The sequence below is a fragment of the Actinomyces israelii genome (assembly GCF_030253495.1).
Taxonomy (GTDB): Bacteria; Actinomycetota; Actinomycetes; order Actinomycetales; family Actinomycetaceae; genus Actinomyces; species Actinomyces israelii.
This window is the reverse complement of record NZ_CP124548.1, coordinates 3,585,913-3,612,619: the sequence shown is the minus strand read 5'-3', so window position 1 is coordinate 3,612,619 and position 26,707 is coordinate 3,585,913. Positions and strand designations below refer to the sequence as shown.

At 67.8% G+C, this 26,707-nt stretch carries 23 protein-coding genes; 13 read left to right on the top strand and 10 right to left on the bottom strand.

The annotated features are described in order from the left end of the window. Positions 1-375 precede the first annotated feature (375 nt). The 3 genes from AIF0345_RS15010 (at position 376) to AIF0345_RS15000 (ending at position 7,632) form a co-directional block, all read left to right on the top strand. The gene (locus AIF0345_RS15010; RefSeq protein WP_043560970.1) at positions 376-3,090 is read left to right on the top strand and encodes an ATP-dependent Clp protease ATP-binding subunit; all 2,715 of its coding nucleotides are present in this window, start codon (positions 376-378) and stop codon (positions 3,088-3,090) included. A 1,075-nt stretch (positions 3,091-4,165) separates the two neighbouring features. After that, positions 4,166-4,876 carry a TetR/AcrR family transcriptional regulator gene (locus AIF0345_RS15005; RefSeq protein WP_268917313.1) on the top strand — a complete coding sequence of 237 codons (711 nt, stop codon included), beginning with the start codon at positions 4,166-4,168 and terminating at the stop codon, positions 4,874-4,876. Positions 4,877-5,352: 476 nt separating this feature from the next. Then, positions 5,353-7,632, top strand: coding sequence for an NAD(+) synthase (locus AIF0345_RS15000; protein WP_285296592.1), 2,280 nt, complete (start codon positions 5,353-5,355; stop codon positions 7,630-7,632). Positions 7,633-7,733: 101 nt separating this feature from the next. On the opposite strand, the gene AIF0345_RS14995 is transcribed toward AIF0345_RS15000, so the two are convergent. From AIF0345_RS14995 to AIF0345_RS14965, 8 genes are all read right to left on the bottom strand, one after another. After that, the gene (locus AIF0345_RS14995) at positions 7,734-8,045 is read right to left on the bottom strand and encodes a transcriptional regulator (RefSeq protein ID WP_268917311.1); all 312 of its coding nucleotides are present in this window, start codon (positions 8,043-8,045) and stop codon (positions 7,734-7,736) included. Then, positions 8,042-8,668: a hypothetical protein gene (locus AIF0345_RS14990; protein WP_268917310.1), complete on the bottom strand. Its 627-nt coding sequence runs from the start codon at positions 8,666-8,668 to the stop codon at positions 8,042-8,044. The genes AIF0345_RS14995 and AIF0345_RS14990 overlap by 4 nt, the downstream gene beginning before the upstream one ends. A gap of 35 nt (positions 8,669-8,703) precedes the next feature. After that, positions 8,704-9,360, bottom strand: coding sequence for a CPBP family intramembrane glutamic endopeptidase (locus AIF0345_RS16760; RefSeq protein WP_353962072.1), 657 nt, complete (start codon positions 9,358-9,360; stop codon positions 8,704-8,706). 45 nt (positions 9,361-9,405) lie between these two features. After that, positions 9,406-10,215, bottom strand: a complete 810-nt coding sequence (locus AIF0345_RS14985) for a SagB/ThcOx family dehydrogenase (RefSeq protein WP_268917309.1) — start codon at positions 10,213-10,215, stop codon at positions 9,406-9,408. A 16-nt stretch (positions 10,216-10,231) separates the two neighbouring features. After that, entirely contained in the window at positions 10,232-11,587 is a 1,356-nt protein-coding gene (locus tag AIF0345_RS14980) for a YcaO-like family protein (protein WP_268917308.1), read from the bottom strand. Between the two features lie 13 nt (positions 11,588-11,600). Continuing rightward, on the bottom strand, positions 11,601-12,788 hold the full coding sequence (locus AIF0345_RS14975; protein ID WP_268917307.1) for a TOMM precursor leader peptide-binding protein: 1,188 nt from the start codon (positions 12,786-12,788) through the stop codon (positions 11,601-11,603). A gap of 137 nt (positions 12,789-12,925) precedes the next feature. Continuing rightward, positions 12,926-13,711, bottom strand: a complete 786-nt coding sequence (locus tag AIF0345_RS14970) for an ABC transporter permease (protein WP_268917306.1) — start codon at positions 13,709-13,711, stop codon at positions 12,926-12,928. Continuing rightward, positions 13,708-14,604, bottom strand: coding sequence for an ABC transporter ATP-binding protein (locus AIF0345_RS14965; RefSeq protein ID WP_268917305.1), 897 nt, complete (start codon positions 14,602-14,604; stop codon positions 13,708-13,710). Before AIF0345_RS14965 ends, AIF0345_RS14970 begins: the two co-directional genes overlap by 4 nt. Positions 14,605-14,839: 235 nt before the next feature. On the opposite strand from AIF0345_RS14965, the gene AIF0345_RS14960 reads away from it, so the two are divergent. After that, positions 14,840-15,634, top strand: coding sequence for an HAD family hydrolase (locus AIF0345_RS14960; RefSeq protein ID WP_268917304.1), 795 nt, complete (start codon positions 14,840-14,842; stop codon positions 15,632-15,634). On the opposite strand, the gene AIF0345_RS14955 is transcribed toward AIF0345_RS14960, so the two are convergent. Beyond that, on the bottom strand, positions 15,603-17,042 hold the full coding sequence (locus tag AIF0345_RS14955; RefSeq protein ID WP_268917303.1) for a serpin family protein: 1,440 nt from the start codon (positions 17,040-17,042) through the stop codon (positions 15,603-15,605). The genes AIF0345_RS14960 and AIF0345_RS14955 overlap by 32 nt on opposite strands. 256 nt (positions 17,043-17,298) lie before the next feature. Between AIF0345_RS14955 and AIF0345_RS14950 the strand changes: the two genes are divergently transcribed. Continuing rightward, positions 17,299-17,748: a GNAT family N-acetyltransferase gene (locus AIF0345_RS14950; RefSeq protein ID WP_285296591.1), complete on the top strand. Its 450-nt coding sequence runs from the start codon at positions 17,299-17,301 to the stop codon at positions 17,746-17,748. Positions 17,749-17,811: 63 nt separating this feature from the next. On the opposite strand, the gene AIF0345_RS14945 is transcribed toward AIF0345_RS14950, so the two are convergent. Next, on the bottom strand, positions 17,812-19,335 hold the full coding sequence (locus AIF0345_RS14945) for a serpin family protein (RefSeq protein WP_285296590.1): 1,524 nt from the start codon (positions 19,333-19,335) through the stop codon (positions 17,812-17,814). 319 nt (positions 19,336-19,654) lie between these two features. Here AIF0345_RS14945 and AIF0345_RS14940 point away from each other — a divergent pair, with 319 nt between their 5' ends. The 8 genes from AIF0345_RS14940 to AIF0345_RS14905 all read left to right on the top strand — a co-directional run bounded on the left by AIF0345_RS14940 (position 19,655) and on the right by AIF0345_RS14905 (position 26,450). Beyond that, a complete protein-coding gene (locus tag AIF0345_RS14940) occupies positions 19,655-20,092 on the top strand; it encodes a PTS sugar transporter subunit IIA (RefSeq protein ID WP_043560948.1) in 438 nt (145 codons plus the stop codon). Next, the gene (locus tag AIF0345_RS14935) at positions 20,092-20,586 is read left to right on the top strand and encodes a PTS system mannose/fructose/N-acetylgalactosamine-transporter subunit IIB (protein ID WP_285296589.1); all 495 of its coding nucleotides are present in this window, start codon (positions 20,092-20,094) and stop codon (positions 20,584-20,586) included. The genes AIF0345_RS14940 and AIF0345_RS14935 overlap by 1 nt, the downstream gene beginning before the upstream one ends. A 200-nt stretch (positions 20,587-20,786) precedes the next feature. Then, the gene (locus AIF0345_RS14930) at positions 20,787-21,632 is read left to right on the top strand and encodes a PTS mannose/fructose/sorbose transporter subunit IIC (RefSeq protein WP_043560942.1); all 846 of its coding nucleotides are present in this window, start codon (positions 20,787-20,789) and stop codon (positions 21,630-21,632) included. 19 nt (positions 21,633-21,651) lie between these two features. Then, positions 21,652-22,512 carry a PTS system mannose/fructose/sorbose family transporter subunit IID gene (locus AIF0345_RS14925; protein WP_268917299.1) on the top strand — a complete coding sequence of 287 codons (861 nt, stop codon included), beginning with the start codon at positions 21,652-21,654 and terminating at the stop codon, positions 22,510-22,512. Positions 22,513-22,719: 207 nt separating this feature from the next. After that, positions 22,720-23,637, top strand: coding sequence for an HAD-IIB family hydrolase (locus AIF0345_RS14920; protein WP_268917298.1), 918 nt, complete (start codon positions 22,720-22,722; stop codon positions 23,635-23,637). 9 nt (positions 23,638-23,646) lie between these two features. Continuing rightward, the gene (locus AIF0345_RS14915; RefSeq protein ID WP_043560938.1) at positions 23,647-24,186 is read left to right on the top strand and encodes a hypothetical protein; all 540 of its coding nucleotides are present in this window, start codon (positions 23,647-23,649) and stop codon (positions 24,184-24,186) included. Next, entirely contained in the window at positions 24,183-24,902 is a 720-nt protein-coding gene (locus tag AIF0345_RS14910) for an HAD family hydrolase (RefSeq protein ID WP_285296588.1), read from the top strand. The genes AIF0345_RS14915 and AIF0345_RS14910 overlap by 4 nt, the downstream gene beginning before the upstream one ends. Positions 24,903-25,061: 159 nt before the next feature. Further along, positions 25,062-26,450, top strand: a complete 1,389-nt coding sequence (locus AIF0345_RS14905; RefSeq protein WP_268917296.1) for a PAS domain-containing protein — start codon at positions 25,062-25,064, stop codon at positions 26,448-26,450. Positions 26,451-26,707: the final 257 nt, after the last annotated feature.

The window sequence follows — 26,707 nt, the reverse complement described above, 5'->3', positions numbered from 1 at the left end:
CGGTCGCCGTCCGGCGGAGGTCTCGGTGTCGGCGACGGTCGTGGTTCTGGCGGCGATCATGCCGCGTGCCCGACGGCTCCGTGTCAAGGGCGCCGCGTGCGCCGGTCCTCCGTGGGCGGCGCGTGCAAGGGTCCGGCGTCTTTGCGGGGCGCGCCAAGGGGCCCGTGTGGCGCTCATCGCAGAAAGCGCCCGGCTTGCCAGTAAGCTGAGCGGAATAGACTCAGCTCTGGCGAGGTTGCACTGGCCGGAGACGCCAGGATCCCCGCGGGCCCGCGGACCGGGACCTCACCGCCACCGGCACCACCGGAGGAGCGGGCCCTCGACCGCCCCGCCCGCCAGGACCTGCGCCGTCTGAACGACTTCAAGGAGGTCCACATGGACACGAACTACACCACCCGCTCCCAGGAGGCCATCTCCGGAGCCATGCAGGCCGCCGCCGCGGCCGGCAACCCCCAGATCGACACTCTCCACCTGCTCGCCGAGCTCCTCGGCCAGGAGGACGGCGTCGCCGTCGGCCTGCTCGCCGCCGTCAACCCCGACGCCGGCGCCCGCCAGGCCATCGGCGCCGCCACCCGTCGCGCCCTCACCCAGCTTCCGACGTCGTCCGGCAGCTCGGTGAGCCAGCCCCAGCCCTCCCGCGGCCTGCTTGCCGCCCTCGAGGCCGCCTCCGCCGAGGCCAAGAGCCTCGGCGACGAGTACATCTCCACCGAGCACCTGCTCATCGGCATTGCCGCGGGCAAGCCGTCCTCCGACGCCGCCGCGCGCATCCTCGCCGAGGCCGGCGCCACCGCCGCCGCGCTGCGCGAGGCCCTGCCCAAGGTCCGCGGCAGCGCCCGCGTCACCTCGCCCAACCCCGAGGGCACCTACAAGTCCCTGGAGAAGTACGGCACCGACCTGACCGAGGCCGCCCGGGAGGGCAAGCTCGACCCGGTCATCGGCCGCGACGCCGAGATCCGCCGCGTCGTCCAGGTCCTGTCCCGCCGCACCAAGAACAACCCCGTCCTCATCGGCGAGCCCGGCGTCGGCAAGACCGCCGTCGTCGAGGGGCTGGCCCAGCGCATTGTGGCGGGCGACGTGCCCGAGTCGCTGCGCGGCAAGCGCCTGATCGCCCTGGACCTGGCGGGCATGGTCGCGGGCGCCAAGTACCGCGGCGAGTTCGAGGAGCGCCTCAAGGCCGTCCTGAAGGAGATCAAGGACTCCGACGGCGAGGTCATCACCTTCATCGACGAGCTGCACACCGTCGTGGGAGCGGGAGGCGGGTCTGAGGGCGCCATGGACGCCGGCAACATGCTCAAGCCCATGCTCGCCCGCGGCGAGCTGCGGCTGGTCGGCGCCACCACGCTGGACGAGTACCGCGAGAACGTCGAGAAGGACCCCGCCCTGGAGCGCCGCTTCCAGCAGGTCTTCGTCGGTGAGCCCTCCGTGGCCGACACCGTCGCCATCCTGCGCGGCATCGCCCCCAAGTACGAGGCCCACCACCAGGTCACCATCTCCGACGGCGCCCTCGTGGCCGCGGCCTCCCTGTCCGACCGCTACATCACCGGCCGCCAGCTGCCCGACAAGGCCATCGACCTCATTGACGAGGCGGCCTCACGTCTGCGCATGGAGCTGGACTCCAGCCCCGTTGAGATCGACGAGCTCCAGCGGCGGGTGGACCGCATGCGCATGGAGGAGTCCTACCTGGCCGACTCCATCGAGGAGGAGGGCTCCTCCGCCGACCCGGACGCCGCGGACCGCCTGGAGCGCCTGCGCGCCGAGCTGGCCGACGCCTCCGAGCGCCTGACCGCGCTCAACGCCCGGTGGGAGGCTGAGAAGGCCGGCCACAACAGGGTCGGCGAGCTGCGCGCCGCCCTCGACGACCTGCGCACCAGGGCCGACCTGGCCGAGCGCGAGGGCCGCTTCGAGGAGGCCGGGCGCCTGCGCTACGGCGAGATGCCCTCCCTGGAGGCGCAGATCCGCGACATGGAGGCCGCTCAGGCGGCGGCCGATGCTGCCGTCGTCGGGCCCGACGGCGTCGAGCGCGAGCCCGGCACCGCGCCCGAGCCCATGATCGCCGAGAAGGTCGGCCCGACCGAGATCGCCGAGGTCATCTCCTCCTGGACCGGGATCCCCGTGGGCAAGCTCATGGCCGGCGAGCAGAGGAAGCTCCTGGAGATGGAGTCCGTCATCGGCGAGCGTCTCATCGGGCAGAAGGCGGCCGTGACCGCCGTCGCCGACGCCGTGCGCCGCTCGCGCGCCGGGGTGTCCGACCCCGACCGCCCCACCGGCTCCTTCCTCTTCCTCGGCCCCACCGGCGTCGGCAAGACCGAGCTGGCCAAGGCGCTGGCCGACTTCCTGTTCGACGACGAGCGCGCCATGGTGCGCATCGACATGTCCGAGTACTCCGAGAAGCACTCGGTGGCCCGGCTCGTGGGCGCGCCCCCCGGGTACGTCGGCTACGAGGAGGGCGGCCAGCTCACCGAGGCCGTGCGGCGCCGCCCCTACTCGGTGGTGCTGCTCGACGAGATCGAGAAGGCCCACCCGGAGGTCTTCGACATCCTGCTGCAGGTGCTCGACGACGGCCGCCTGACCGACGGCCAGGGGCGCACGGTGGACTTCCGCAACGTCATCCTCGTGCTCACCTCCAACCTCGGCAGCCAGTTCCTCATCGACCCGCTGCTGAGCCCCGAGGAGAAGCGCAAGGAGGTCATGGCGCAGGTGCGCGCCTCCTTCAAGCCCGAGTTCCTCAACCGGCTCGACGACACCCTCGTCTTCGACCCGCTGAGCAAGGAGGAGCTGGGCCGGATCGTCGAGATCCAGCTGGCCAAGATGCAGGAGCGCCTGGCGGGCCACCGGCTCACCCTGTCGGTCACCGACGCCGCCCGCGCCTGGCTCGCCGACGAGGGCTACGACCCCGCCTACGGGGCGCGGCCGCTGCGCCGCCTGGTCCAGCGCGAGATCGGCGACGAGCTGGCCCGCATGATCCTGGCCGGGGAGGTCCTGGACGGCCAGGAGGTCGTGGTGGACGTCAGCCCCGACGGCGTGCTCGCCGGGCTCGCCCTGACCGCCCGCGGCGAGGCCTGGGCGCCGTCCGCAACCAGCGCCGTGTGAGCCGGGCGGGGCGGCGGGCTCTGAGGCCGGCCTGAGCCGGGACGGCGTGCACCGACGGCTGGCGGGCCGGGGGCGGCAGGCGCGTTCACCTGCCGCCCCCGGCCGGGCTTCTGCGTGGGGAAGTGGGGCAGGCGGGCCGGGCCCGCGTCGAGGCCAGGCGCTCCGCAGGGTGGGTGGACGTGCGACTCGTGCGACTCGGTCCCGGATATTATGCAGAACACATAAATGGCGGCATCGGTCTCTTTCGCCCCAGTCCGATGCTGCAAACCCAATCAATCGGCCCTCGGCCAGGCCTCTCATTATGGTGCGCGCTGGGCCGGGGCCTTTTCTGCGCTCTTTGGGGTACGTGGTGAGACCCAGTGATATCCAGGTTGAGTAGTGAGCGGCATGTAGCCGCTTCGCTCATGCTTACGCTGGGTGCGTTGCTGCTTGTGGCGGGTTGAGCGTCGGCAAAGGAATGATGCCCTCCTCCGCCTCAGGGTCAGCAGCCGGCTGACTTCTGCGTGTGGGTGGCCGTGGAGGTGCTCTCGTTCGGGACGCTGTAGGTGCCCGCGCCGGCACCCTCCCCGTCCACCGGCGGCGGCCGCCGCCCGTTCGCCGAGATCGGTCGTACTCCGCGTCGAGATCGGTCCGCTTCCGGCTCGAGATCGGTTCAAGGGGACTCGGGGCGCCCGCCGCCGGGCCTCCATCGGCTCTCCGGGACCCCCGGGAGGCCGACCTGGACTGGCGACAACCCGAAGCTCTCGCGGTCATCCTCGAAATCATATTCGCATAAGTCCCATGGATAATCCTCATAGACTGCTGCTGCACCGGGAGGGGGCGCGGTGTTATGCGATGGGCGAATGCGTGCCGGCCTGCCGCGGCCGCCCCGCGTACCGGCGCGCAAGGAGCGCGTGCGCACCAGTTGCGGGCCGTCCCCGGGGCGGCGCCCGAACTGCGGACAAGCCGAGCCTCGCCGTCGAAGAATGGTCGCGCGGCCGCCGGGCCCGCGCGCATCAGTTCCGCGCTGAGATCAGTTCGAGATATTGGGACGCGCCTGCCGGGCGCGGGCGGGACCCGGTGCCACAATGCTGGTATGAACAGTATTGACAGTGCCTCCCCCGGTGACTATCCCTCCGAGATCGAGGAGGCCGATCGGCGCAAGCCGGGCCGCCCCAGGGCCGGCGGCGAGGACAAGCGCGAGCGGATCCTCAACGAGGCCATCGCGCTGTTCGGGGCGCACGGATACGCCGGCACGTCCCTGGCCGATATCGCGACGGCGTCGGACATCTCGAAGGCGGGGCTGCTGCACCACTTCTCCTCCAAGGAGGCGCTCTTCGCCCGGGTGCTGGCGCGGCGGGACCAGGACGACTTCGTCGGCGTGATGGGTGGTGGCGCGATCGAGGACCCGTGGGAGCTGCTCGACGCCTTCGTGACGCTGGTCGCGCACAACTCGGCTCACCGGGACCTCGTGGCGATCTACGCGGCGACGGCGGTGTCCGTGCTCGACGCCGAGCATCCGGCTCACCGGTGGTTCGCCAGTCATCTGGCGGGCTCGGTGAGGATGATCGAGGAGGCGCTGGAGCGGGGGAAGGAGACGGGCACCGTGCGTCCGGAGGCTCCGTCGCGGATGATCGCCCGGTCGGTCGTGGCCCTCAGCGACGGGCTCCAGATCCAGTGGCTGTGCTCGACGACGCCGGACAGCGCCGCGGATCAGTGCCTGGCCACCTCGATGGAGCCGGAGGTCCGCATGTTCGTGGACGGGCTGCGGGAGCGGTGGCGGATCGACGCCGATGCCCGCGGGTGAACCGGTCTCGGCGCGGAAGCGAAGCGATCCCGAGCCGGGGCTCGACTGATCGCGACGTCCCCCGGCGGTTCTCCGGCAGGTGTTGCGATCATGACCTGCCGGAGAACAGAGGGAGGCCCCGACACCTTGCGGTGCGGGGCCTCGTGTCGGGCTCGGGGGCGCGGTCCCTGAATCGCGACATCCCCGAACGCGACGACAGTCAACAGGGTCCCTGATCCCCTCGTGTCGTCCGCGTTCCGACGAGGAAAACTATAGGGGGTCCCGGCTCGAAAATCCAATCCCGCCCCACGGGGATTCCGCGAGATTCCGCGGGCCCATGATAACGAAATGATCTCGATTCCTCTCCGAAGGTAACGAATCGGTAACGTCGGGGGTTCTGAGGGCCCCTCCGGGGCCCCGGAGCCGCCCCGGGGGGCCCTCCGGCTGCCCGCAGCCCGCCCCGCGCCCCGCCCCGACGTCCGTGGGAGGATCGTCACATGCACCAGGACGCACCCACGCCGCCCCCCGCCACCGGCCGGCCGGCCATCGAGTTCCGCTCCGCCTACGACCAGGGCTTCGCGCGCGTGGCCGCCGTCACCCTGCCCGTCGCGCTGGCGAACCCCGCCGCCAACGCGACGGCGATCATTGAGCAGGCCCGCACCCTGTCCGACGACGGCGTGTGCCTGGCCGCCTTCCCCGAGCTCAGCCTGACCGGCTACTCCATCGACGACCTGCTGCTCGGCGACGTGCTGCTCGACGAGGTCCTCGCCGCCATCGAGACCATCCGCGCGGCCTCCGCCGGGCTCCTGCCGGCGATCGTCGTCGGCGCGCCCCTGCGGGAGGGCAACCGCCTGTACAACTGTGCTGTCGTCATCCAGGGCGGGGCCGTGCGCGGCGTCGTCCCGAAGTCCTACCTGCCCACCTACCGCGAGTTCTACGAGAAGCGGCACTTCGCCGACGGCGCCGACGGGCGCAGCGCGGCGGCCCGGCGGATCTCCCTGCCGGGGGTCCGCGACGGCGCAGGGGAGGGCGGCGCCGTCGGGCACCGCGACGGCGCAGGGGCGACCCCCGCCGTCGGGAACCGGGAGGGCGGCGCCGTCGTGCCCTTCGGCCCGAACCTGCTCTTCGAGGTCGCCGACGTGCCGGGCCTGACCTTCCACGTGGAGGTCTGCGAGGACATGTGGGTGCCCGTGCCGCCGTCGTCGCTGGCGGCCCTGGCTGGGGCGACCGTGCTGGTCAACCTCTCCGGCTCGCCCATCACCGTGGGCCGGGCCGAGGACCGCAAGCTCCTGGCGCGCGCCTCCAGCTCGCGGGGCCTGGCCGCCTACGTGTTCGCGGCCGCCGGGCAGGGCGAGTCGTCCACGGACCTGGCCTGGGACGGTCAGACCTTCATCTATGAGAACGGCGACCTCCTGGGGGAGACCGAGCGCTTCCCCGACGGGCCGCGCGCCACGGTCATCGACGTCGATATCGAGGGGCTGCGCGCCGAGCGGCTGCGCCAGGGCTCCTTCGACGACAACCGTGCGGCGCTCGCCCTCGGCGGGCCAGGGCGCCCCGGGCGGGGGCACCCCGGGCCCGACGGCGCCCCCGCGCCCGGCGCTGCGGACGCCGTCGGGCCCGGTCGCTTCCGCACCGTGCGCATCGGGCGGCGGACGCTGCGGGCGCCGCGCACCGACATCGGCCTACGCCGCGCCGTGGACCGCTTCCCCTTCGTCCCCGACGACCCTGCCCGCCTCGCCCAGGACTGCTACGAGGCCTACAGCATCCAGGTCGCCGCCCTGGTCCAGCGGCTGCGCGCGATCGGGCTGCCCAGGATCGTTATCGGCGTCAGCGGCGGGCTGGACTCCACCCACGCGCTCATTGTGGCCGCCCGCGCCGTGGACCGCCTCGGCCTTGGCCGCGAGCACGTCCACGCCATCACCATGCCCGGCTTCGCCACGAGCGCCGAGACCAGGCGGAACGCGCTCGCCCTGGCCCGCTCGCTCGGCTGCCACGTCGAGGAGCTCGACATCCGTCCCGCCGCCGAGCAGATGCTCGCCGCCATGGACCACCCCTACGGGCGCGGCGAGCGCGGGCGCGAGGTCTACGACGTCACCTTCGAGAACGTCCAGGCCGGGCTGCGTACCGACTTCCTGTTCCGCATCGCGGGCCGGCGCGGCGGCATCGTGCTGGGCACCGGCGACCTGTCCGAGCTGGCCCTGGGCTGGTGCACCTTCGGGGTGGGCGACCAGATGGCCCACTACGGGGTCAATGCCGGCATCCCCAAGACCCTCATCCAGCACCTCATCCGCTGGGTGGTGTCCGAGCGGATCTTCTCCGACGACGTCGGGCGGGTGCTGCTGGCCGTCCTCGGCACCGAGATCAGCCCCGAGCTGGTGCCCGCCGACGACGGCGAGCCCATCCAGTCCACCCAGGCCAGGATCGGCCCCTACGCCCTGCAGGACTTCACCCTGTGGCACGTGCTGCGCCGCGGGTCCCGGCCGAGCCGCATCGCCTTCCTGGCGGAGAAGGCCTGGGCGGACGCGGGTGAGGGCCGGTGGCCGGTCGGGCTGCCGGAGGAGGAGCGGGTCGCCTACGACCTGGCGGCCATCAGGAGGTGGGAGCTGCTGTTCCTCCGCCGGTTCTTCTCCAACCAGTTCAAGCGCTCCACGCTGCCCAACGGGCCGAAGGTGGTCGCGGGCGGCTCGCTGTCCCCGCGCGGCGACTGGCGCATGCCCTCGGACGCCGGCGCAGCCGCCTGGATCGCCGAGCTCGAGCGCAACGTCCCGCCTGCCTGAGCGCGCCGGGGCGCGCTCTCGCCCCGCGTCCCGCCGCGCCCCTTCGCCGGGATCGGTCCACTTCCGCACCGAGATCGGTTCCGGTGATCTCCCGGGGCGGGTCACGCCTCCAGCGGCGCACCAATAATGCTCTTGAGGCTGGCGACGTACGCGTCGAAGGCCGCAATGCCCGTGTCCGTCACCCGTACAGTGGTCTTGGCCACGCCCCGGGGGGTGAAGCTCCTCGACATGGCCAGGTAGTCCGCGCCCTCCAGGCGCTTCAAATGGCTGGACAGGTTGCCCGGGGTCATGTTCAGCAGAGTCTGCAGTCTTGGGAACGTGATCTCACTGTCAGGCCCCAGTTCTACGAGGGCGGCCATGATTCTCAGCCTGGTCGGGGCGTGAATGAGATCGTCGATCTGTTTCTGAGTCATGATGCCGCCCGCTGATCGGCGCGGGATCGGACGAACGCCAGACCGAGGAAGCCCAGAGCTGACAGGACGGCGATCGACAGGAGCATGAGAGGCATTCCCAGGAGGGCGCTGAAAACGCTCACCACAATGAGCCAGCCGCCCAGGGACAGCTCTGAACGGTCATGAAATAATATGCCGCCGATTATGTACATGAATCCCGTTAGAACGCATGCGACCGCGTAAACGATCCGCGTGACTCCAATGACGTCGAGGCCGGGGAGCCGGGCGACAATAAGAGCGATTACAGCCGACACCACCGCCATACCGACGAGCCAGGCGGATCCGAAGTAAATTGATTTCCGGATGGCTCTCCCGCTGATGCCCGCGTGCTGTCGGAGGCTGTGCCTGAAGACGACGAACACGGCGCATGATCCCACCGACATGAGCACGGTTCCTGCCTTGTCGGCGAAGGACGGGAACAGGATCATCGCGAGATACTGGCCCCCGAATCCCAGCAAGTATGTTACCGCCAGCATACGGCAGGCGAACCGGTCATCGAAACGGGTGCTCTGACGAAAGCTCTTTCGGTAGTCCTCGATCCTCCGAAGCTCCTCCGCCGCACTGTCCCGGTGATCTAATGCCATTGCGTGACCCTCCTAGTCGAAAACCTCGGGGCGGCCTAGTCGCCCGCTGGCCTCCCGTGCCCGGCCCGCTCCGTCGTGGGCGACCGGGCCGGTCCTCTCGCAGTGAGAAGCACCATCGCGTTGAAGATAACATGCGCAACGACGGCTGCGCCCAGGCCGAAGCGCACGGCCAGTATACCAAACGCGATGCCGGTGACAGTGTGCAGCACGACTCCGTACAGGCCGTACTGAAAAGCATGCAGTGAACCGAATAGCATGCCCGTTGCCAGAATCGCTCCTGCGGGCGGTACGCCCAGGAATATCAGACCGTACAGCAGGCAGCCTCGAAAAAGTATCTCTTCGGTGGCGGCGGTCAGCGGTAGGAGGTACGGCCGCCGAACAGGGTAGTGGCCCAGAGCGCAGTCACTATTCGTCCGATGTCGCGCATGCCACAGATAGATTCGTTGAAGACTCCAGAGTGCGATCCCGGAGGCCGCGGCTATAAGATAGTCGATTGGACCTGATCGGAGTTGAGGCAGTGTGAATGGTGTGATATGAGCGGCGCTCAGGATGAGAGCTAAAAGAGCGTAGGCAAGTGTGCACAAGTCATAGATGCCGGAATGGAACCTATGTAATTGAGATGTTCGTCGAAGGTACTTAATATATGTGGTCCACGTTGCCCACCACCCCAGAAATATGAGGCTTCCGGACATGAATTCGATCATGCTGCGACTCCTTTAAGGAGGTCACGGCCAGATCTAAGATAGTGGACTACCAAGGAAAATTGCATACAGGACTTCTTCGTGAAGTCCGTCCGCGCCAAGCATCGTGTTAAGCTCTTCGTCAAAGTAGCCTCCTATTGGGAGGGCTGAGAGTCCTAAGGCCACGGCGGCCAGTAAGGCATTCTGAGCGACATGCCCGGACTCTGTCAGCGCAAAGCGGACTCCGCGTTGGTTATATTTCATCCGGTTGCGCCAAAATGACGCCATAAGAAGCAGGACGGCAGATGCCTGGGCGAGTGCTTCTGGCTGTGCTGTTGTGCCGGCAACATCGTGCGGGGTCGTTGAATTTACAAATTCAAGGTGGTGCAAATAAGGATTATAATGGTAGAGTCCGGCTTCGACGTCTCCCGCGATCGTGGTGACGTAAAGATCTCGAGGATACAGGGCGCCTCCACTGGGTGCAGTTCTTCCGTAACGATTCGGAGCGATCTCGCCGGTATTACCGTCTGTGGCCCAGCACAACCATCCGATCTTATCCAGTGAGAGCGCTGGTGATGATGAGAATCCGCGAGGAGAGCGACGTTCCTGCAGCACGTCAGAGAGGGATGCTTCTTGAGGGAATGACGCAGGGTCGGGAAGCAGGATCGGGGTGCGCTGAGGGTAAGGGTTTGTAGCCCTCCCAGTGGCATCAAGCAACGCGGGTGATCGTGTGAGTTCTCGGATTCCTGGTACCTCGGCCTCAAGGAGATGCCGATGAAGTTTACTCGCTTCTATGAAATTTTCTGCGGGATCGAAAAGCCCGGGTTCGATAGGTTGAATGATTTCGAGTGTGTTTGGCGTGGTCACGGTTCCTCCCCACGGCTCACGGGAATGGATGCGGATATGGCGTGAGTTCACTGTAGGCAAGTTGATGATCTGACAGACCGATTTTTTGAGGTACGTCGAGTATGCGGTCTCCTCCTATATATCTATCTCGCCACCCCACTCCAAGGGGAATGAACTGTGGACAGACCGCCTTGACCACGGCGAGATCGAGTTCCTGAAGATCCGGAGATGTCGCGTCGACAATCGTGCAATCAATGTCACCGTCAAGAGTGCGGACGAGTTCCTCCAAGAGTTGCCGCGGGCTGGAGTGGTCCAGATTCGGCGTGCTCTGAAGATCAATTTGTTGCGATGACCCGAGCAGGAACTCCGCCAGTTTTGCGTGCTCGTCGCTACCATAGAAACGAACATGATCCTCGAGCGAGACGACTTTCTTGTCGAGATTGTCCGAGGTATCGATTGAACCATTATCTCGAATGAGTGAGCGACAATAAGCAGTGCAATGAAAGGCCTCAAGAAGGGCCTCCACGCATGCCTCGGCAAGAGTAGAGCGGGAGGCCGCGCCGACAGAGAGGAGCTGTGTTTCAGGGTTATTGCTCCAAACTACTGCCAAACTTGTCGGAATTCCGTTTATGGGGGTCAGATCCAAGGCCGCAAAGTTCATCCAGGTTGGTTTGAAGTGACGCCGGATGATTTTACGGACCCATAGGTTAGAGTTGAGGTCGATGCGAGGCATTGCTAGACCTGCGTTCCAGGTGATCATGACAGCGTCGCGCTCTGCGCACTCGAAGAGGGCGGATATTGCAGCTTCCGTGTAGTCGGGGCCGCAAGCCAGTCCGTTACTGGTAGCATAACCAATGCGGGAGTCGGGGTCGAGGTGCCTGTTCAGGTAGACGAGTTGCGCAGGAACATACGTCGGAAGGCCAGTTCGTAGGCTCAGGCCCTGCGTCCAGGTGGTGACTGTCTCTGCGGTGAATGGTATGTATGGAAAGGCGGGCTGCTCGTACTGATGAGGTGCAAAAAGAGCGAAATCGGACGGATGCAGGGCCGGGCCATTCAAATTGTTGTAGGAGCAGGTTCTCAGCCCGGTGCGAGGAATATAAGCAGCTGAATATCGTTCGACGGTCTCCGCGATTCCCGCGATACGGGCTTGTTCTCTGCTGAATGAGCCGCCACCATTGGAATGATTGACGGGCGTGCCAATGATCTCGTCTGCTGCCGCTGATCGGACGCCGATATAGTGACTTCTGACTTCGTTGCTACTGTGGGTGATCTCGAACTTAATGGGCGCCACTCCGAAGTGTTCGGAGCCGAGATGCAGCAGACTCTCCGTCGATGCAGTTCTGTCATTCCACCGTTCGGAAAATCGGGGGGTCTTCTGAGCAGTATTAATCATGATGTGGCTTCCGCTAATTCTTCTTCGCCGCGGTAGCGGGTGCTTCAAACCAAGGCTGTGGCACGCCCAAATCTGTTGGGCCGCAGGAGGGGCAGCGGGGAACCCGGAAGAGACGATGGCGCACAGTGTTCACGGTATTGCCCTTCCACTCCATTGTGTGAATATGGCCGGCAAGTGGAGCAGGTGCCCAATACAGGCGAAGGCACTCGATGGATAGAAGATGGGCGAACAGTCCCCATAGGGCGACTTCTTGTCCGGGGCTAGTCCATTCGTCGAGGGGAGTGGGCAGAATGCTGTCCGGGTCGTCGTCCACAATGCGCTGCTGATCGGCTGCTTCGATTGTCGACCGGCGCCGTAACTGAAGGCAGCGGTAGCATCCTGTTTCTCCTGGAATGTAAAGCGGTCCTACAATGGCGTAGGAACCATCGTAAGGCAGTATGTGGGTCCAGCGGCATCCAATCTCGAGGGCTATGTCATTCATCTGTCTCAGTTCGCGGGCCGAACTCAGTTTTGGCGCAACCACCACGACGGAGTTCTGTGTCAGCGAGCGCTCGACTTCGGTGACCGCGGACAGTGGGAACGTCTCGACAAACCCAAATCCTGATTCCACGAGAATGTTCTTCAAATGACTGATGTTAGACAAGTCAGTTAAGATGTGAAGATGTGTGGCGCTCAGCCGTGACGCGATTTCGTCTATAGTGATTGCGGGTGAAAGAAGTTCTGCTAAAGATGCTGCGTTCCGCAGTCCGGGAGCTGGCGTGTCTTTTGTGTGGGTCAGTGCGGTGCCTTCGATGAGCAGATTATGATGCGCAAGAAGATCGATAGCAGAACTGATTGCCGCCTGCTTCTCTGCCGGAAAGGAGTTGATGATGGCGTCAACTTGTGAAGTGCCATCGAGCTTGGCAATTAGTTCGGGCATGAGGGCTTTAGCGCCTGGGCCAGTGAAGACGACCGCTCGGTCGGCGTGCCGGATGACAACCGTATTGTCTTCGGTGGCGGCTGTGATCCACGGCTGGATCATTGGATTGGGCGGAATGGAATTCATGTGATGGCACTTTCTACTGAGTTCTGTGAACAGCAAGTGTCCTGTCGCTAACCTTTGTGGGCGGCGGGGATGGAGCGTCATCAAGGTAAGCCTATGAAGCCGCCCCATCCCGCCGTCGATTGTTAGCAGCAGCAGCACAGAATCGATGAGCAGCACACTGCAGCTGGTGCGGTACTGAGTTCCTTCTCGGCTCCGACCTCAAATGACTCGATGGTGAAGTCGGGAGTAGTGGGCGTCTGCATTGTCACCTCCTTCGGACTGGATAACGGGCAAGGCGTATAATGAATGGGAGGTCAGCGGAACCTGCGTCCCTCGTCGCGGCGGTAGAGAAGGAATACTGCAAGGATGCCGATGACGGCCCAGGCGATCAGGACGACGATGTTGCGCCAGTCGAAATCGCTTGCGTTGAGATGGGAGGCGATAATATGGCCGGCGGCGCCGGAGGGAAGTGCGTGCGAGATAGTCTCGACGATGCTTGGCAGGGGAATGCCGCTGATTCCGCCGAAGAGAATCATGCTGAAGGCGATGGTGAGACTGACGGCCAGTGAGGTCTTCTTGGGCAGGATGAAGCCGAGGGCGAGACCCAGAAGGGTGATTGGCACCGCCAGGACCAGCGAGACGCCTATGATGATAGCGAAGTCCATCACTGACGGCTCGGCTGCGCTGACGAGGGTGGCGATAATGAATGTCGATGCGGCGCTGATGAGGCCGCATGCAATAGGGGCCGCTGTCCAGGCGATAAGGCGTGGGGCGGCGCCGATGGGCAGCGTCCGGGAGAAGGCGTAGAAGTCCGACTCGCGCGCCTCCGGGATTCCGTTGGCCGGGAAGTTGAGGCAGACCATGAGTACGCCGACCAGACTGAGGTAACCCAGTAGGGATATAGCCGCTGCGGAGTCTGTACGGATGTCGGTCGAGACGAGGAAGAAGCCCAGCATGATCAGGGGATAGGCCATGTTCAGCACGACGGCGGCTGGTTCGCGCAGCCAAGAGGCCATCTCGAACCGGGTCCATTCCCAAGCGAGTCTTGAGTCGGGCACGAGAATATTACTGACTTCGGGGCGGATCCGGGCGGTTGTCATGATGTTTGCTCCTCGACGGCCAGGTGAGTGAAGGCGTCTTCCAGGGTCGGCTTAATAATGTCAATGTCGGAGTACTCGATGCCCGCCCGCCCCAGCGACTTCAGGACGGTACTGGGATTGGCGACGCTGAGCTCCACAACAGCGCCCTTGCGGTGCGCCGCGGTGACTCCGGGAAGCGACAGGGCCCGATCATCGCCGGTCGTCACCCGGACAATGGTGGAGGCGGCGTTGCGAATGATCTTCTCCGTTGAGCCGTCGGCAACGATTCTGCCCTCTCGGATGATGATAATCCGATCGGACAGCTCCTGAACCTCCTCGAGGTAGTGGCTGGTCAGCAGGATCGTGATTCCGCTTCGCGCTCCCCGACGGATCGCGTCCCACAAATGATTGCGGGCCATCGTGTCGAGTCCAGTCGAGGGCTCGTCCAGTAGGACCAGGCGGGGTCTGCCCGCGAAGGCGAGGGCCACCGACAGCAGGCGCTGCTGGCCGCCGGACAGGCCGCCAATGCGCTTGCCGGCCAGCTGGCCGATCCCGAACTTCTCCAGGAGGGTCTCCGCGTCCTCGTGGTCCGCGTAGTGGCCGGCAATGAATCGCGTCATGCTGAGGACCTTCATCTCCTTGACGATCCCGGACTGCTGCGGGGTGACGCCGAGCCTTTCGCGCGAGGCCCTGTCCCGGGGATCGGCTCCGAACAGCTCCACGGTTCCCGAGGTCGGCTCCCTCAGGCCGGCGATCAGACTCAGCATGGTCGTCTTGCCCGAGCCGTTAGGGCCCAGCAGTCCGACAGTTCCGCCCGCCGGGATCGACAGGGTCACGTTCGACAGGGCTTTGACGGGTCCGAAGTCGCGGCTGACGTCTGTCAGCCGGACGGGGGTGTGAAAGTTCAGGGACATCAGTTCCGCTCTCTCTTGGGGTACACAGAGGACTCTACACTACAGAGTGCTCCATGCGCAACTGCTCGCTCGAGACGATCTGCTCCCGGTCCTGTCCTCCGCCGGCTCGCGCTGTCCCCCGCCGGCTCGCGCCTTCCGCCCGCCCTCGGCGCCCCTTCGCCGAGATCGGTCCGGTTCCGCGCCGAGATCGGTCCGACGGCGCCCCGGAACCCGCCCTGCCCCGTAGGCTGGGGCGATGCGCAAGCTCCTGTCCACCGACATCGATGGCACGCTCCTGTTCAACGCGGCAATCTCCCAGGACGACCTGGACGCCATGACGCGCTGGCGCGACGCCGGCAACCTCCTCGTGCCCAACACCGGGCGCTCGGTGGCCGCCCTGCACTCGGCTCTGAGCGGCTCCGACCTGGCCTTCGACTACTCCGTGCTCTACACCGGTGCCGCCCTGGCCGACGGCGGCTACGACGTCCTGGAGGCCCGGACCCTGCCCGACGGCCTGGCCGAGGAGGTCCTCGACCTGCTTGAGGGCGAGACCGGCGTCACCGTCTTCGCCACCACGCTCGAGGGCGACCTCCAGCTCTACGACTCGATCGGCTCCGACACGGCCCTGCTCACGCTGTTCTCCAGGGCCTCCCGCGCCGACCTGGCCGGACGCACCGTCGTCGGCGTCCCGCTGCGCATCGCCGACCCGGCGCTCATGGCGCACATGCAGGCCGAGGTCGCACGCCGTTGGGGCGACGTGGCCGTGGGCTTCCACAACCAGAACTTCCTCGACATTGTCCCCGCCGGCTCCTCCAAGGGCGCGGGCCTGACCGTGCTGGTCGAGCGTCTCGCCGCCGACGACGGCCCCTGCCGGGGCGAGCGCATCGAGACCTGGAGCGTTGGCGACTCGTGGAACGACATCTCCATGCACGAGACCGCCGACCACGCCGTCGCCATGAACGGCTCGCCGCCCGAGGTCCTGGCCGTCTGCGAGCGCACGACGACGTCGGTGGCCTCCCTCATCGACTCGGTCCTCGCCTCCTCCGAGTGAACCGCGCCCTCAACCTGCTCGCGCCCTCGACCAGCACCGGGCACCGGGGCCGCGTGCCGGCGGCGGGGTCGAGGACGGCGGCCTCGATGAGTGCGATGCCGGAGGCCTGGTCCGCGATCCGCAGGACGTAGGGATGGTCGACGACGAAGTCGTCCTCCCAGCCCGCGAGCGCCCCAGAACGAGCGGTGATCTCGGTCAGGGCGGCGGCCACTGTCCCCTCCTCGGCGACGGTGAGCCTGACCTGCTGGACGACCTGGCTCACGGACACGTTCGGCCCGATATGGTCCTGACTGCCCAGGGGCACGCCGAGGGACTCGACGACGCCGGTGAGGTCGGTGGGCTGTGAGGACAGGTCGAGCCGGGGGAGCCGGAGGCGCACCCTGGTGGCGCGGTCCTCCGCCTGGGCGGCGGTGAGGAGCCGGGTCGCCTCGCCCCAGGTGCTCGCCGGCAGGTTGGCGGGGGAGATGACCCTGTTGGGCAGGATGACATCCATGGCGAGCGTCGGCCCCCCGGTCGCTCCGCCACCGTTGTAGGGCAGGCGTAGAGCGCGCCACCCCGGGCCGGCGACGAGGGTGTAGGGGCGCGTGCTGGTCATGAGGTCGGCCCGCGAGGTGGATCCGTCGGCTCGCGTGAACGGCTGCTTCTCGATGGTCGATGCCTTTGTGAAGCGGCGCTCCCAGCGGGCGGCGAACAGGAGGGCGTTCTGCAGCACGAGGACCGTGTCGGGCCTGAGGACGATGGCTGACTGCTTGATGAGGCCGCCGGTGTGCAGGTCGGCCCAGGCGTCGAGGGCGGTTTTGGCCTCCGCGAGCGGGGTTCTGCTGATCTCGGCGTCGTACCAGTGCTTGGCGGCCTCGAGGTAGTCCTGGCGGACTACGTGCTCTCCGACGACCAGGATGTTATTGGCGATGTGGACCAGCGGCGTCTCCGGTATGGCGTCGGGGTTGAAGCTCCGCAGCTGCTCGGGGCCGGCGACGTCGAAGCGCCGGAGAGCGCGCTGGACGGCGGACCAGACGAGGTCGCGGGGGAGCGGGGAGGCGGAGTCCCCGGGTGCGCGCGGGCCGGTGGAGTCGGGGGTGCCGACGCCGACCCGGGGCGCACCGTCGGCCACGAGCGCGGGCGCGGCGTCGGTGCCGGGCGCGCTGTCGATTCCGAGTGCGGCGTCGGTGCCGGCGTCGGCTGCTCCGGCGCGCAGGACGGCCAGGGCCAGGGCGAGCCCGACCGGGCAGGCCAGCACATTGCGGTGGTCTGCAGCACCATCATGACTGCCACGCCCGGCCTCGCTGTTCTCGCTGATCGTGCTGCCGGCACCGCCCTCGTGGAGGCGCCCGGCGAGCATGCGCGCACCAATGGCGTCGCACGCCGCCGCGGCCCCGGTCGGGACGGCGCCGGAAAGATCACTGCTCATACGAGAAGCATGCGTCGAGATAGACATTCTCGGACGAGATAGACGGTGACACCGTCGACATCGTCCGAGAATGTCTATCTCGACGCGGGGGAGCGCAGATGGCGCCGGCCCAGGCCGCCCGCCCGCATGCCGGGCCGCCCGCATGCCCGGCCCGTGCGGGGCGCCGGGGCCGGTAGGCTCCCCGCAGGCCGAGGCTCACGCGCCCGCGGCCCGCCACTGCGCACAACCGAGCAGAACGCAAACACGAGGAGAGCCCATGACCGTTGAGATCATCGCCGAGTCCACCCCCGAGCTCATCGAGGCGATGGAGCGCCTCATCCCTCAGCTCTCACGCTCAGCGCCGGCGCTGACCGCCGAGCAGTGCGAGGCCTTCGTGGCGCAGGAGGGCGTCTACCTGTTCGTCTTCCGCCCCGACGAGCCCGCCGCGGACGGCGCCCGCCCGATCCTGGGCATGCTGACCCTGGCGACATTCTCGATCCCCACGGGGCTGCGCGCCTGGGTGGAGGACGTCGTCGTCGATTCCGCGACCCGCGGCCAGGGCGCTGGGCGGGCGCTCGTCGAGGCGGCCGTCGCCCACGCCGGTCGGCTCGGCGCCCGCACGGTCGACCTGACCTCCCGCCCCTCCCGCGAGGCCGCGAACCGTCTGTACCGCCGCTGCGGCTTCGAGCTGCGCGAGACGAACGTGTACCGCTACTCCGGCAAGTGACGGTCCGGGCGGGCTCCCGGTTGTCCCGGTGCCCCGGGACAACCGGGAGCCCGCCCGCGCTCCTCAGCCGGCGGGGTTGAGGATGGCCGCCTCGATAATGGCCACCCCCGAGGCGAGGTCCACGATCCGCAGGACGTAGGGGTGGTCGACGGTGAACTCGACGGCGTCCGACTCATCGACTGCGGATGTCTCGATCCCGATCTCGGTGAGGGCCGCGGCGACGGTGCCCTCCTCGTCAACGATCAGGCGCACCTGCTGGGCGGCCTGGGTGGCGTCGATGCCCTCGGCGATGTGGTCCAGCGATCCCAGATCGACGCCCATGGCTGTCAGGACGGGGAAGAGGTCCATGACCCCGGAGGCCAGGTCGAGCTTGGGCAGCTTGAGGGCGACCTGCTGCTCGGCGGTGGCCGCCGTGAGGGCCGCCGTCGCCTCGCCCCAGGTGCTCGCCGGCAGGTCGGCGGGGGAGACGACGTTGTCGGGCAGGATCACGTCCATGGCCAGGTTGCTGGAGGCGGAGCCGGGCCCGGGGTCGGGCGCGCTCGACCCCGCCGTGCTCGACGACGGCGAGCCGGAGCCGGGCGCGACCGCCTCGGAGTCAGTCCCGCTCGACGACGACGGCGAGTCCGATCCGGCCGTGTAGTGCAGGCGCAGGGCGCGCCACCCCTTCCCGCTGACCAGCGGGTAGACGCCCGTGTCGGTCATGAGGTCGGCGGTGGATGAGGAGCCGTCGGCGAGCGTGAACTGTGCGCCCTTCTCCGTCTCCTCGGCCTTGAAGGGGGCGGCCCAGCGGGCGGCGAAGAGCAGTGCGTTCTGCAGCACCAGGCGCGTGTCGGGCGTGATGTCGATGCCGGACTCCTTGATGAGGCCGCCGGTGTGGAGGGCGGCCCAGGCATCGAGGGCCGCCCTGGCGTCGGGGTTGCGGATGCGGCCGATCTCGGAGTCGTACCAGCGCTTGGCGTTGTCGAGGTACTCCTGGCGGACCACGGTCTTCTCGTCAACGATCATAATGTTGTTGGCGACGTGGATCAGCGGTGATTCCGGGATGGTCCCGGGGTCGAAGTCTCGCAGCTGCTGGACGTCGGCGACGTCGAAGCGCTGGAGGGTCTGCCGGACGGCGCTCCAGGTGGAGTCGCGGGACTGGGCCTGGGCGTCGGCCTTGACGCCAAGGGCGGCGTTGACGCCCTCACCGACGCTCTCGGCCCCGGCGTACAGGAGGGCCAGGATGAAGGTGATCCCCACGGGGCAGGACAGCGCGTTGGAGCCTGTCGCCTGGCGCAGCAGGGTGGAGAGCATGGTGGCGCCGACGGCGTTGCAGGCGGTCACCGCGGTGGTCGCGCGCTGCTGGTCCAGGCTGACGGACTCGGTGTCGACCTCCGAGGGCAGCCACTCGATCTTGGCCAGCGCGTCGTCGCGGTCCTTGTCGGGGGTCGAGCCGCATCCGGTGAGCGCGCCCGTGGACGCCAGGGCCGCGAGCGCCGAGAAGGACCTCAGGGCGCTGCGCCGTGGGAGGAGGCGCGTGCGGCGCGCGGGGTCGGGCGTGCTCTGTGTGCGCGGTGTGCTCCGCGTGCTCGTGGGTGGCGTGCTCATGGGCACAGTGTCCGGTGGCCGCGGGGCCCTTGTCAGCAGGCTGACGGTGGAGTGTTGCCCCTTGCACGGCGGGCGGAGGCGTGCGGCGGCGCACGGCGGGCGGCGGCAGCCCGCTGTTGGGCGCGTGCGGGCGGGTGCATGGGTAGCCTCCCGTCCACACTACACCTAATCTATGAGATAGGACACAAATCGGTCTTTGGTGGTCGAATATCGGACGCTCGACCTGCCGTATCTGTGTGATGCAGGTAACGTTTGTTCTGCTTGTTGACGTCCCTGCCCAACCCGGGCGGGGACCTGCGCGATTCACGAAGGAGTGAGCATGGTTGCTGTGATCGTCGCTGCCCACGGGCACCTGGCGGAGGGGCTGATCGCCTCGTCCGCCATGATTGCGGGCCCCCAGGAAGATCTTGTCGCTGTCACCTTCGAGTCCTCGGAGGGCCCGGACGATCTGCTCGCCAAGTACGCCGCCGCCGTCGAGAAGTCCCCGAGCGACCAGTACCTGGTGCTCGTGGACCTGCTCGGGGGCAGCCCCTACAACGCGGCGGCGCGCTTCGCCGCTGAGCGTGAGGATGCCGACGTCGTCACCGGCGTCAACCTGCCCATGCTCATCGAGGTCCTCGGCCGCCGCCTGACCGGCGGGACCCTGCCCGAGCTGGTCGAGACGGCCCGGACCGCCGGCTCCGGCGGCGTCAAGGTCCTCTCCGAGATCTTCACCCCCACCAACACCGATTCCGACGACGAAGGAGACGAGCTCTGATGGACATCAAGCTCCTGCGCATTGACTCACGACTGGTTCACGGCCAGGTGGCCAACAACTGGGCGGGAAGCCTCGGGGCCGAGGCGATCCTCGCGGTGTCCGACGGCGCCGCCAACGACGAGCTGCGCAAGACGCTCATGCTCCAGACCGGCGGCGGCAAGGTCAAGGTGCACGTCCTGGGGGTGGAGAAGGCCGCCCGCGTCTACAAGAACCCGAAGTACGCCTCCCTCAAGGCCGTCATCGTGGTGGAGACCCCGGCGGACATCGTCCGGCTGCTCGACCTGGGCGTCGAGGCCAAAGAGGTCAATGTCGGCGGCATGACCTTCAAGCAGGGCACCAAGGCCCTGTCCCAGGCCGTCTACATCTCCGACGAGGACGCCAAGGCCTTCCAGGAGATCGACAAGCGCGGGATCGCCCAGTACATCCAGCAGGTCCCCTCCACGGGCCGCTCGGATCTCATGGAGGCGCTGAGGTCCAAGGGCTTCATCTCCTGAGGCGACCCTCGGCCGCGCGGCGGGTCGCGCCGCGGTCGTCTGCCGCGCAGCCGAGCGGCATCGCCGGCGCCTCAGGAGGAGTGCCGACGACGCCGGTGCCTCAGGAGGAGCGCCGACGACGCCGGTGCCCGGGCTCGTCCCTGCGCCCTCCCCCGTCCTCTTCCACCAGATTCTCCGAAATCCGCAGAGAAAGCAGCCTCATGCATGATATCAATGCGGTTCAGATCATTCTCGTGACGCTTGTGGCCTTCCTGGCCGGTTGCGATGCTGTTCTGGACGAGCGCATGTTCTACCGTCCTATTGTTGCCTGCACCCTCACCGGCCTCGCCCTGGGCGACCCGACCACCGGTATTATGATCGGCGGCTCCCTGGAGCTGGTGAGCCTGGGGTGGATGAATGTCGGCGCCGCCATGGCCCCCGATGCCGCCCTCGCCTCCACCGTCTCCACGGTCATCGTTATTGCTGGAGGGCAGAGCCAGGGGGAGGCCATCGCTGTGGCGGTCCCGCTGGCCGTCGCCGGCCAGGCCCTCACCATCTTCGTGCGCACCATCAACGTCTTCTTCGCCCACCAGGCGGACAGGTTCGCCGATCGGGCGAATATGCGGGCCATTGAGGTCATGCACTTCATCGCCCTGATGCTCCAGGGGCTGCGTGTGGCGATCCCCACCGCCATTGTCGTCGTCGTCGCCTCCGGTGACAGCGTCCAGGCGGCGCTTGAGGCCATTCCGGACGTCATTACCAACGGGTTGCAGATCGCCGGCGGTTTTATTGTCGTCGTCGGTTATGCCATGGTGATTAATATGATGAAGGCGCGCAAGCTCATGCCGTTCTTCTTCATCGGATTCGTTGTCGCCACCTTCATGACGACCCTGAAGGAGGGAATTACCCTCGTGGCCCTGGGCATTCTCGGCGCTTGCCTCGCCTTCATCTACGTCCAGCTCAACCCCGAGTTCCACGAGGCTACGCGGCTGCCGCAGCCGGTCGCCGCGGGCGGCGGTGGCGGTGGTGCCGACCTGGACGACGACCTGGACGACGAACTCGACTGAACCGGAAGGAAGCACGATTATGACTACCGACGTGACTGCCCCCGCGGCTCCGGAGCGCATGCTCACCACCAAGGACCTGCGGAGCATGTACTGGCGCTCCACCTTCCTGCTCGGATCCTTCAACTTCGAGCGCATGCAGGCCATCGGGTTCTGCCTGACCCTCATGCCCGCGATCAGGAAGTTCTATCCCAACGACAAGACCCAGCAGGCGGCCGCGCTCAAGCGCCACCTGGAGTTCTACAACACCCACCCGTGGATCTCCTCGGTGGTCTTCGGCGTCACCGCCGCCATGGAGGAGCAGCGCGCCAAGGGCGAGAACATCGGGGACGAGACGATCACCAACGTCAAGGTCGGTCTCATGGGGCCTCTGGCCGGCGTCGGCGACCCGATCTTCTGGGGCACGGCTCGCCCGGTCCTGGGTGCTCTCGGCGCCTCACTGGCGCTCAACGGCTCCTGGCTCGGCCCGCTCATCTACTTCTTCGGCATTAACATCATCCGCATCCTCGTTCGCTGGTACGGCCTGAGGTGGGGGTACGAGCGCGGCACCGCCATGGTCACCGAGGTGGGGGGGGGCCAGCTGAAGCGCATTACGCAGATTGCGGCCATTACCGGTCTGTTCGTCATGGGCGCCCTGGTCTCCAAGTGGACGACTATTAAATTCCCCACCGTGGTCTCCCAGGCGGAGCAGTACGGGACTGGCGAAGTTCAGACGAAGACTCTCCAGGACATTCTGGATAGCCTGCTGCCGGGGGCCGCCGCGCTCGGCCTGACCTTCCTGTGCATGTACCTGCTCAATAAGAAGATCAATGCCCTGTGGATCATTCTGGGCATGTTCGTCATCGGCATCCTGGGAGCCTGGTCCGGGTTCCTGGGGCTGTAGCGCCGCAGCCGGCCCGCGGGTGATGACAGGGGCCCGCCGGGGGACACGGGTTCCCCGGCGGCCTCGTCCGCCCCGCTTCCGGCGCGGTATCACCTGCAGTCGTCCGCCTCGGCGCCCGCAGCCCGAGAGCGCATTATCCGTGAGCCCCCGCGCGAGCGGGGACGACCCCGATCCCACCATCAGACGACGGAGTGCAGAGGAACGCGTATGCTCCAGCTCATCGCCACCGATCTGGATGGCACCATCCTGTTCGACCGGAAGGTCTCGGCGGCCGACTTGGGCGCCATGAGGCGGTGGCGGTCGGCCGGGAACCTGCTCGTGGTGGACACCGGCAAGTCTGTCTTCGCCACCCGCGACACCCTGGAGCCGCTCGGCGTCGTCTTCGACTACGCGGTCACCTTCACCGGTGCCGTGCTCGTCGACGGCGACTACCGCATTGTGACCTCCCGCTTCCTGCCCGACGGCCTGGCCCGCGAGATCGTCATGTCGCTGCAGGGGATCGACGGCCTCACGGTCTTCGCCACCACGCTGGAGACCGACCACATTATCTCGGACACCTACCACGAGCTCTCCCCGATCCTCCAGGTGTTCGTCCCCATGGAGCCCGACCAGATGACCGGGCACCGCTTCATCGGGGTGCCCATGCGGGTGCGCGACGACGATACGCGCGAGCGCATTGTCGCCGACCTCACCGGGCGCTGGGGTGAGCAGATCGAGGTGGTGCGCAACCAGGAGTTCCTCGACGTCATCCCCGCCGGCGCGACCAAGGGCTCCGGGCTGAACGACCTGGTCGCCTGGCTCACCGGCCCCGGCGGGCCGCACCCGGGCGAGCGCGTGGAGACCTGGAGCTTCGGCGACTCGTGGAACGACATCTCCATGCACGAGGTCGCCGACCACGCCGTCGCCCTGCCCTGGTCCCCCGCGGAGGTCACCGCCGTGTGCGAGCACACCACGGGCTCCATGGCCGAGCTCATCGACCGGGTTCTCGAAGCCGGCGGGGGCGGACGCCGAGATCGGTCCGGTTCCGCGTCGAGATCGGTTCGCGCTCTCGGGACGCGTGGAGCTCACGGAGGCGACGGGCCTGCGGTCCGGGCCTCCGGCGCCACTGATGACAAGAGGAGCTGAGGGAGCAATATGGCGGGATTCGGCGCGAAGGTCCGCGACTGGTTCAACGGCGGGGACCCGCAGGGGCATATCAAGATACGTCACTGGCTGCGCGGCTACGACGACCGGTCGGAGGGGTACACCTACGGCATGATGGGGCCGGCCATGGTCCTGTCGGTGGTCGCCGCGATCCTCTACCCGCTGACCAGGGGCTACGGCAGCATTGTCGCCCTGACCCTGGCGATCTTCCTGCTGCTGGGGCGCCACATGATCGAGCGGCAGGTGGCGGGCGTCGCCTCGGACCTCCAGGAGGCTCGCCGCCAGTACGAGCGCACCCGCAAGCCGGACTATCTCGAGTTCATCGAGCTGCGAGCCTCCGGCCTGCTGGAGGACAATAAGATGCTCACGTCCGCGACCAGGACGTGGCTCGCCGAGCAGGTCGAGTGGGCGCGGGACCAGGCCGAGAGGAACGAACGACGGGCGGCGAAGAAGGCCGCCCGCGCCCAGCGCCGTCGGGGCGGCGACTCCGGGCGCGCACCGGAAGACGAGTCCCCGCGGGAGAAACAGTGACTGCCACCGCCGGCGCCAACCGCTATGTCAAAGCCGTCCTGTGGGACATGGACGGCACGCTCATGAACTCCCAGCCGATCTGGGACGACTCCTTCCGCCGCCGCTGCCAGGAGCGGGGCGGGACCGTCACCCCCGAGCAGGTCGCGGGCATAGCGGGCGCCTCCATTGCGCGCACCTGCGAGATCATTGCGGAGACCGGCGCCACGCGGTCGCCAGAGGACCCCGCCACCGCCGAGGTCTTCGCCCGGATCGCGGCCGACGTCGGGGAGGCGGTGCGCGCCGACCCGCCGATCCTGCCCGGCGCCCGGAGAATCACCTCCATGCTCAGCGAGATCGGGCTGGCGCAGGTCATTGTCACCCAGTCCCCGCGGCCCATTGTCGAGTCGGTTGCCCACGCGCTCGGCGACGTGTTCGTCGAGCTGGTCACCGGCGATGACGGGCTGCCGGGCAAGCCCACCCCCGCGCCCTACGCGGCGGCGATCGAGCGGCTCGGCCTGAGGCCCGAGGAGTGCGTGGCGGTCGAGGACTCCGCCACGGGTGCCGCCTCGGCGCGCTCCAACGACCTGCTGGTCGTCCAGGTGGGCGGCAGCGACAAGCTCTTCCCCGGCGACCCGGGGCTGATCGTCGTCAAGGACCTGGCCTCCGTCACGCCGCACCTGCTGCTGTGGGACGACTCCCTCGTCTGGCCCCGCCCCCAGCTCCGCCGAGATCGGTAGATCTCCGCACCGAGATCGGTCCGGCCCACCGGGACCTGACAACGTGTCCGCTGAGTAGGCTATCCGGGATAGGACCACCGTCCCGCCTCCGCCGTCGAGCGCGACCCGCCTGGCCGCCCGGCGTCGTCGGAGACCGACATCTGCCAAGGGAGGCGCCACATGACCGAGTTCACAGGGCCCGCCAGGCCCGCAGACCCCGCCGCGGGCGACGAGCACACCTACGCCGCCGACGAGCTCTTCTTCTCCACGACCGACGCCGCGGGCCGGATCCGCCGCGCCAACTCGATCTTCATGCGCCTGTCCGGCTACCCGCGCGGCGCCCTGGTGGGGCGCGCCCACAACGTCGTGCGGCACCCCGACATGCCGGCGGGCCTGTTCCGCAGCGTGTGGGAGGACATCGCGGCCGGGGCCGCCGCCAGCGCCTACATCACCAACCGCTCCTCCGATGGCGGCCGCTACCGCGTCTTCGCCACGATCGTCCCCTCGGGCAACGGCTTCCTGTCCGTGCGCACCCTGCCGATGAAGACCGGCCTGCGCGACACCATCGAGACCGTCTACGCCCGCGTGCGGCAGGTCGAGGACGCCTCCGCGGCCGGCGGCTCCTCCCGCCGCGAGGTCGCCGCCGCAGGTCAGGCCGCCCTGCTGGAGGAGCTGCGGGCGCTGGGCTACCGCGACTCCGTGGACTTCACCCGCAGGACCCTGCCGGACGAGGTCGCGGCCCTGGTCGCCGCCGGCGTCGACATCCCCGAGAGGGGCGGTGACGGCCCGGTCGCCCGCGTCCTGGCCGAGATGAACGGCGTCGAGGCCTCCACCGCCGAGCTGGTCGCCCTCCTGGACGAGTGCAGCCGCATGGTCGCCCTGCTGGACAGGCGCTCCGCCGAGATCGGCGCCCTGTCCGCCCGACTCAAGCAGTTGCGCGACTGCCTGCGCGAGGCCGCCGCCGACGCCGAGCGGCTCGGGCCGGGCCCGGCGCTCGACGACGTCGCCGAGCGCTACCGGAAGGTCGACAACCTCATCCTGGAGTGCGTCGAGCAGCTCCGCCCCCTGGCCGGCCAGGTGGCCGAGCTGCGCAGCGACGTGGACTCGCTGCGCTTCGGCATCGCCCTGCTGCGGCTGCACAACCTGGCCTCGGGCTTTTTCGCCCTGCAGATTCTCGACGGCGAGGACGAGCTGGACGCCAACGACGCCGTCGGCTCCCTGGGCGAGCTCGCCAGGGCCCTGCGCGACGGCGCCGCGCGCCTCACCGAGCGCCTGTCCCTCTACCACGCCCGCGCCGAGCTGGTCGGCGGCGAGCTCGACGACGTCGCCAAGGCTCTGACCGCTACGTACCGGCCGCTGATCGACCTGCTCGGCGCCGCCTCCGACGCCGGGGTCGCCGACGAGGCCTCCGTGCGCGCCGCCCGCTCACTGGTCCGCGACGGCTTCCCCGAGGCCCGCGACCTGGCCGACCTCGCCGGCGCTGTGCGCGACCTGGAGGTGCCGTACGCCGCCGCGGACATCGATGCTCGGCTCGTGCTCGTCGAGGCGGCCCTGGCCGAGCTGGGCTGACGGGCTCACCGACTCGCCGATCCCCGTCCTCCGGCATTCTCGTCCGGGGTCGTGTCGGGGTGTGAGTGCCGAGGGGCGGGGCGCGGTCTTCGCCGGTGTTCTTCGGTGTTGCACATGGGAGGGTGGGGCCTCTGCAGGGCGAGGGCCGGTTTTCCGCAGGATTGTGCGCTTTCCTGTGAGTCGTCGTGCTCGGTTGTCGGGCTCCCATGTGCGCTGAGGGGGGTCTGCGCACATGGGAGCGGGATCGTGACCGCCGC

Bases quoted from the DNA above. Each gene is read 5' to 3' on its own strand.
- AIF0345_RS15010 (WP_043560970.1), top strand. From the start codon at position 376: ATGGACACGAACTACACCACCCGCTCCCAGGAGGCCATCTCCGGAGCC.
- AIF0345_RS15005 (WP_268917313.1), top strand. From the start codon at position 4,166: ATGAACAGTATTGACAGTGCCTCCCCCGGTGACTATCCCTCCGAGATC.
- AIF0345_RS15000 (WP_285296592.1), top strand. From the start codon at position 5,353: ATGCACCAGGACGCACCCACGCCGCCCCCCGCCACCGGCCGGCCGGCC.
- AIF0345_RS14995 (WP_268917311.1), bottom strand. From the start codon at position 8,045: ATGACTCAGAAACAGATCGACGATCTCATTCACGCCCCGACCAGGCTG.
- AIF0345_RS14990 (WP_268917310.1), bottom strand. From the start codon at position 8,668: ATGGCATTAGATCACCGGGACAGTGCGGCGGAGGAGCTTCGGAGGATC.
- AIF0345_RS16760 (WP_353962072.1), bottom strand. From the start codon at position 9,360: ATGTCCGGAAGCCTCATATTTCTGGGGTGGTGGGCAACGTGGACCACA.
- AIF0345_RS14980 (WP_268917308.1), bottom strand. From the start codon at position 11,587: ATGATTAATACTGCTCAGAAGACCCCCCGATTTTCCGAACGGTGGAAT.
- AIF0345_RS14970 (WP_268917306.1), bottom strand. From the start codon at position 13,711: ATGACAACCGCCCGGATCCGCCCCGAAGTCAGTAATATTCTCGTGCCC.
- AIF0345_RS14965 (WP_268917305.1), bottom strand. From the start codon at position 14,604: ATGTCCCTGAACTTTCACACCCCCGTCCGGCTGACAGACGTCAGCCGC.
- AIF0345_RS14960 (WP_268917304.1), top strand. From the start codon at position 14,840: ATGCGCAAGCTCCTGTCCACCGACATCGATGGCACGCTCCTGTTCAAC.
- AIF0345_RS14955 (WP_268917303.1), bottom strand. From the start codon at position 17,042: ATGAGCAGTGATCTTTCCGGCGCCGTCCCGACCGGGGCCGCGGCGGCG.
- AIF0345_RS14950 (WP_285296591.1), top strand. From the start codon at position 17,299: ATGACCGTTGAGATCATCGCCGAGTCCACCCCCGAGCTCATCGAGGCG.
- AIF0345_RS14945 (WP_285296590.1), bottom strand. From the start codon at position 19,335: ATGAGCACGCCACCCACGAGCACGCGGAGCACACCGCGCACACAGAGC.
- AIF0345_RS14940 (WP_043560948.1), top strand. From the start codon at position 19,655: ATGGTTGCTGTGATCGTCGCTGCCCACGGGCACCTGGCGGAGGGGCTG.
- AIF0345_RS14935 (WP_285296589.1), top strand. From the start codon at position 20,092: ATGGACATCAAGCTCCTGCGCATTGACTCACGACTGGTTCACGGCCAG.
- AIF0345_RS14930 (WP_043560942.1), top strand. From the start codon at position 20,787: ATGCATGATATCAATGCGGTTCAGATCATTCTCGTGACGCTTGTGGCC.
- AIF0345_RS14925 (WP_268917299.1), top strand. From the start codon at position 21,652: ATGACTACCGACGTGACTGCCCCCGCGGCTCCGGAGCGCATGCTCACC.
- AIF0345_RS14920 (WP_268917298.1), top strand. From the start codon at position 22,720: ATGCTCCAGCTCATCGCCACCGATCTGGATGGCACCATCCTGTTCGAC.
- AIF0345_RS14915 (WP_043560938.1), top strand. From the start codon at position 23,647: ATGGCGGGATTCGGCGCGAAGGTCCGCGACTGGTTCAACGGCGGGGAC.
- AIF0345_RS14905 (WP_268917296.1), top strand. From the start codon at position 25,062: ATGACCGAGTTCACAGGGCCCGCCAGGCCCGCAGACCCCGCCGCGGGC.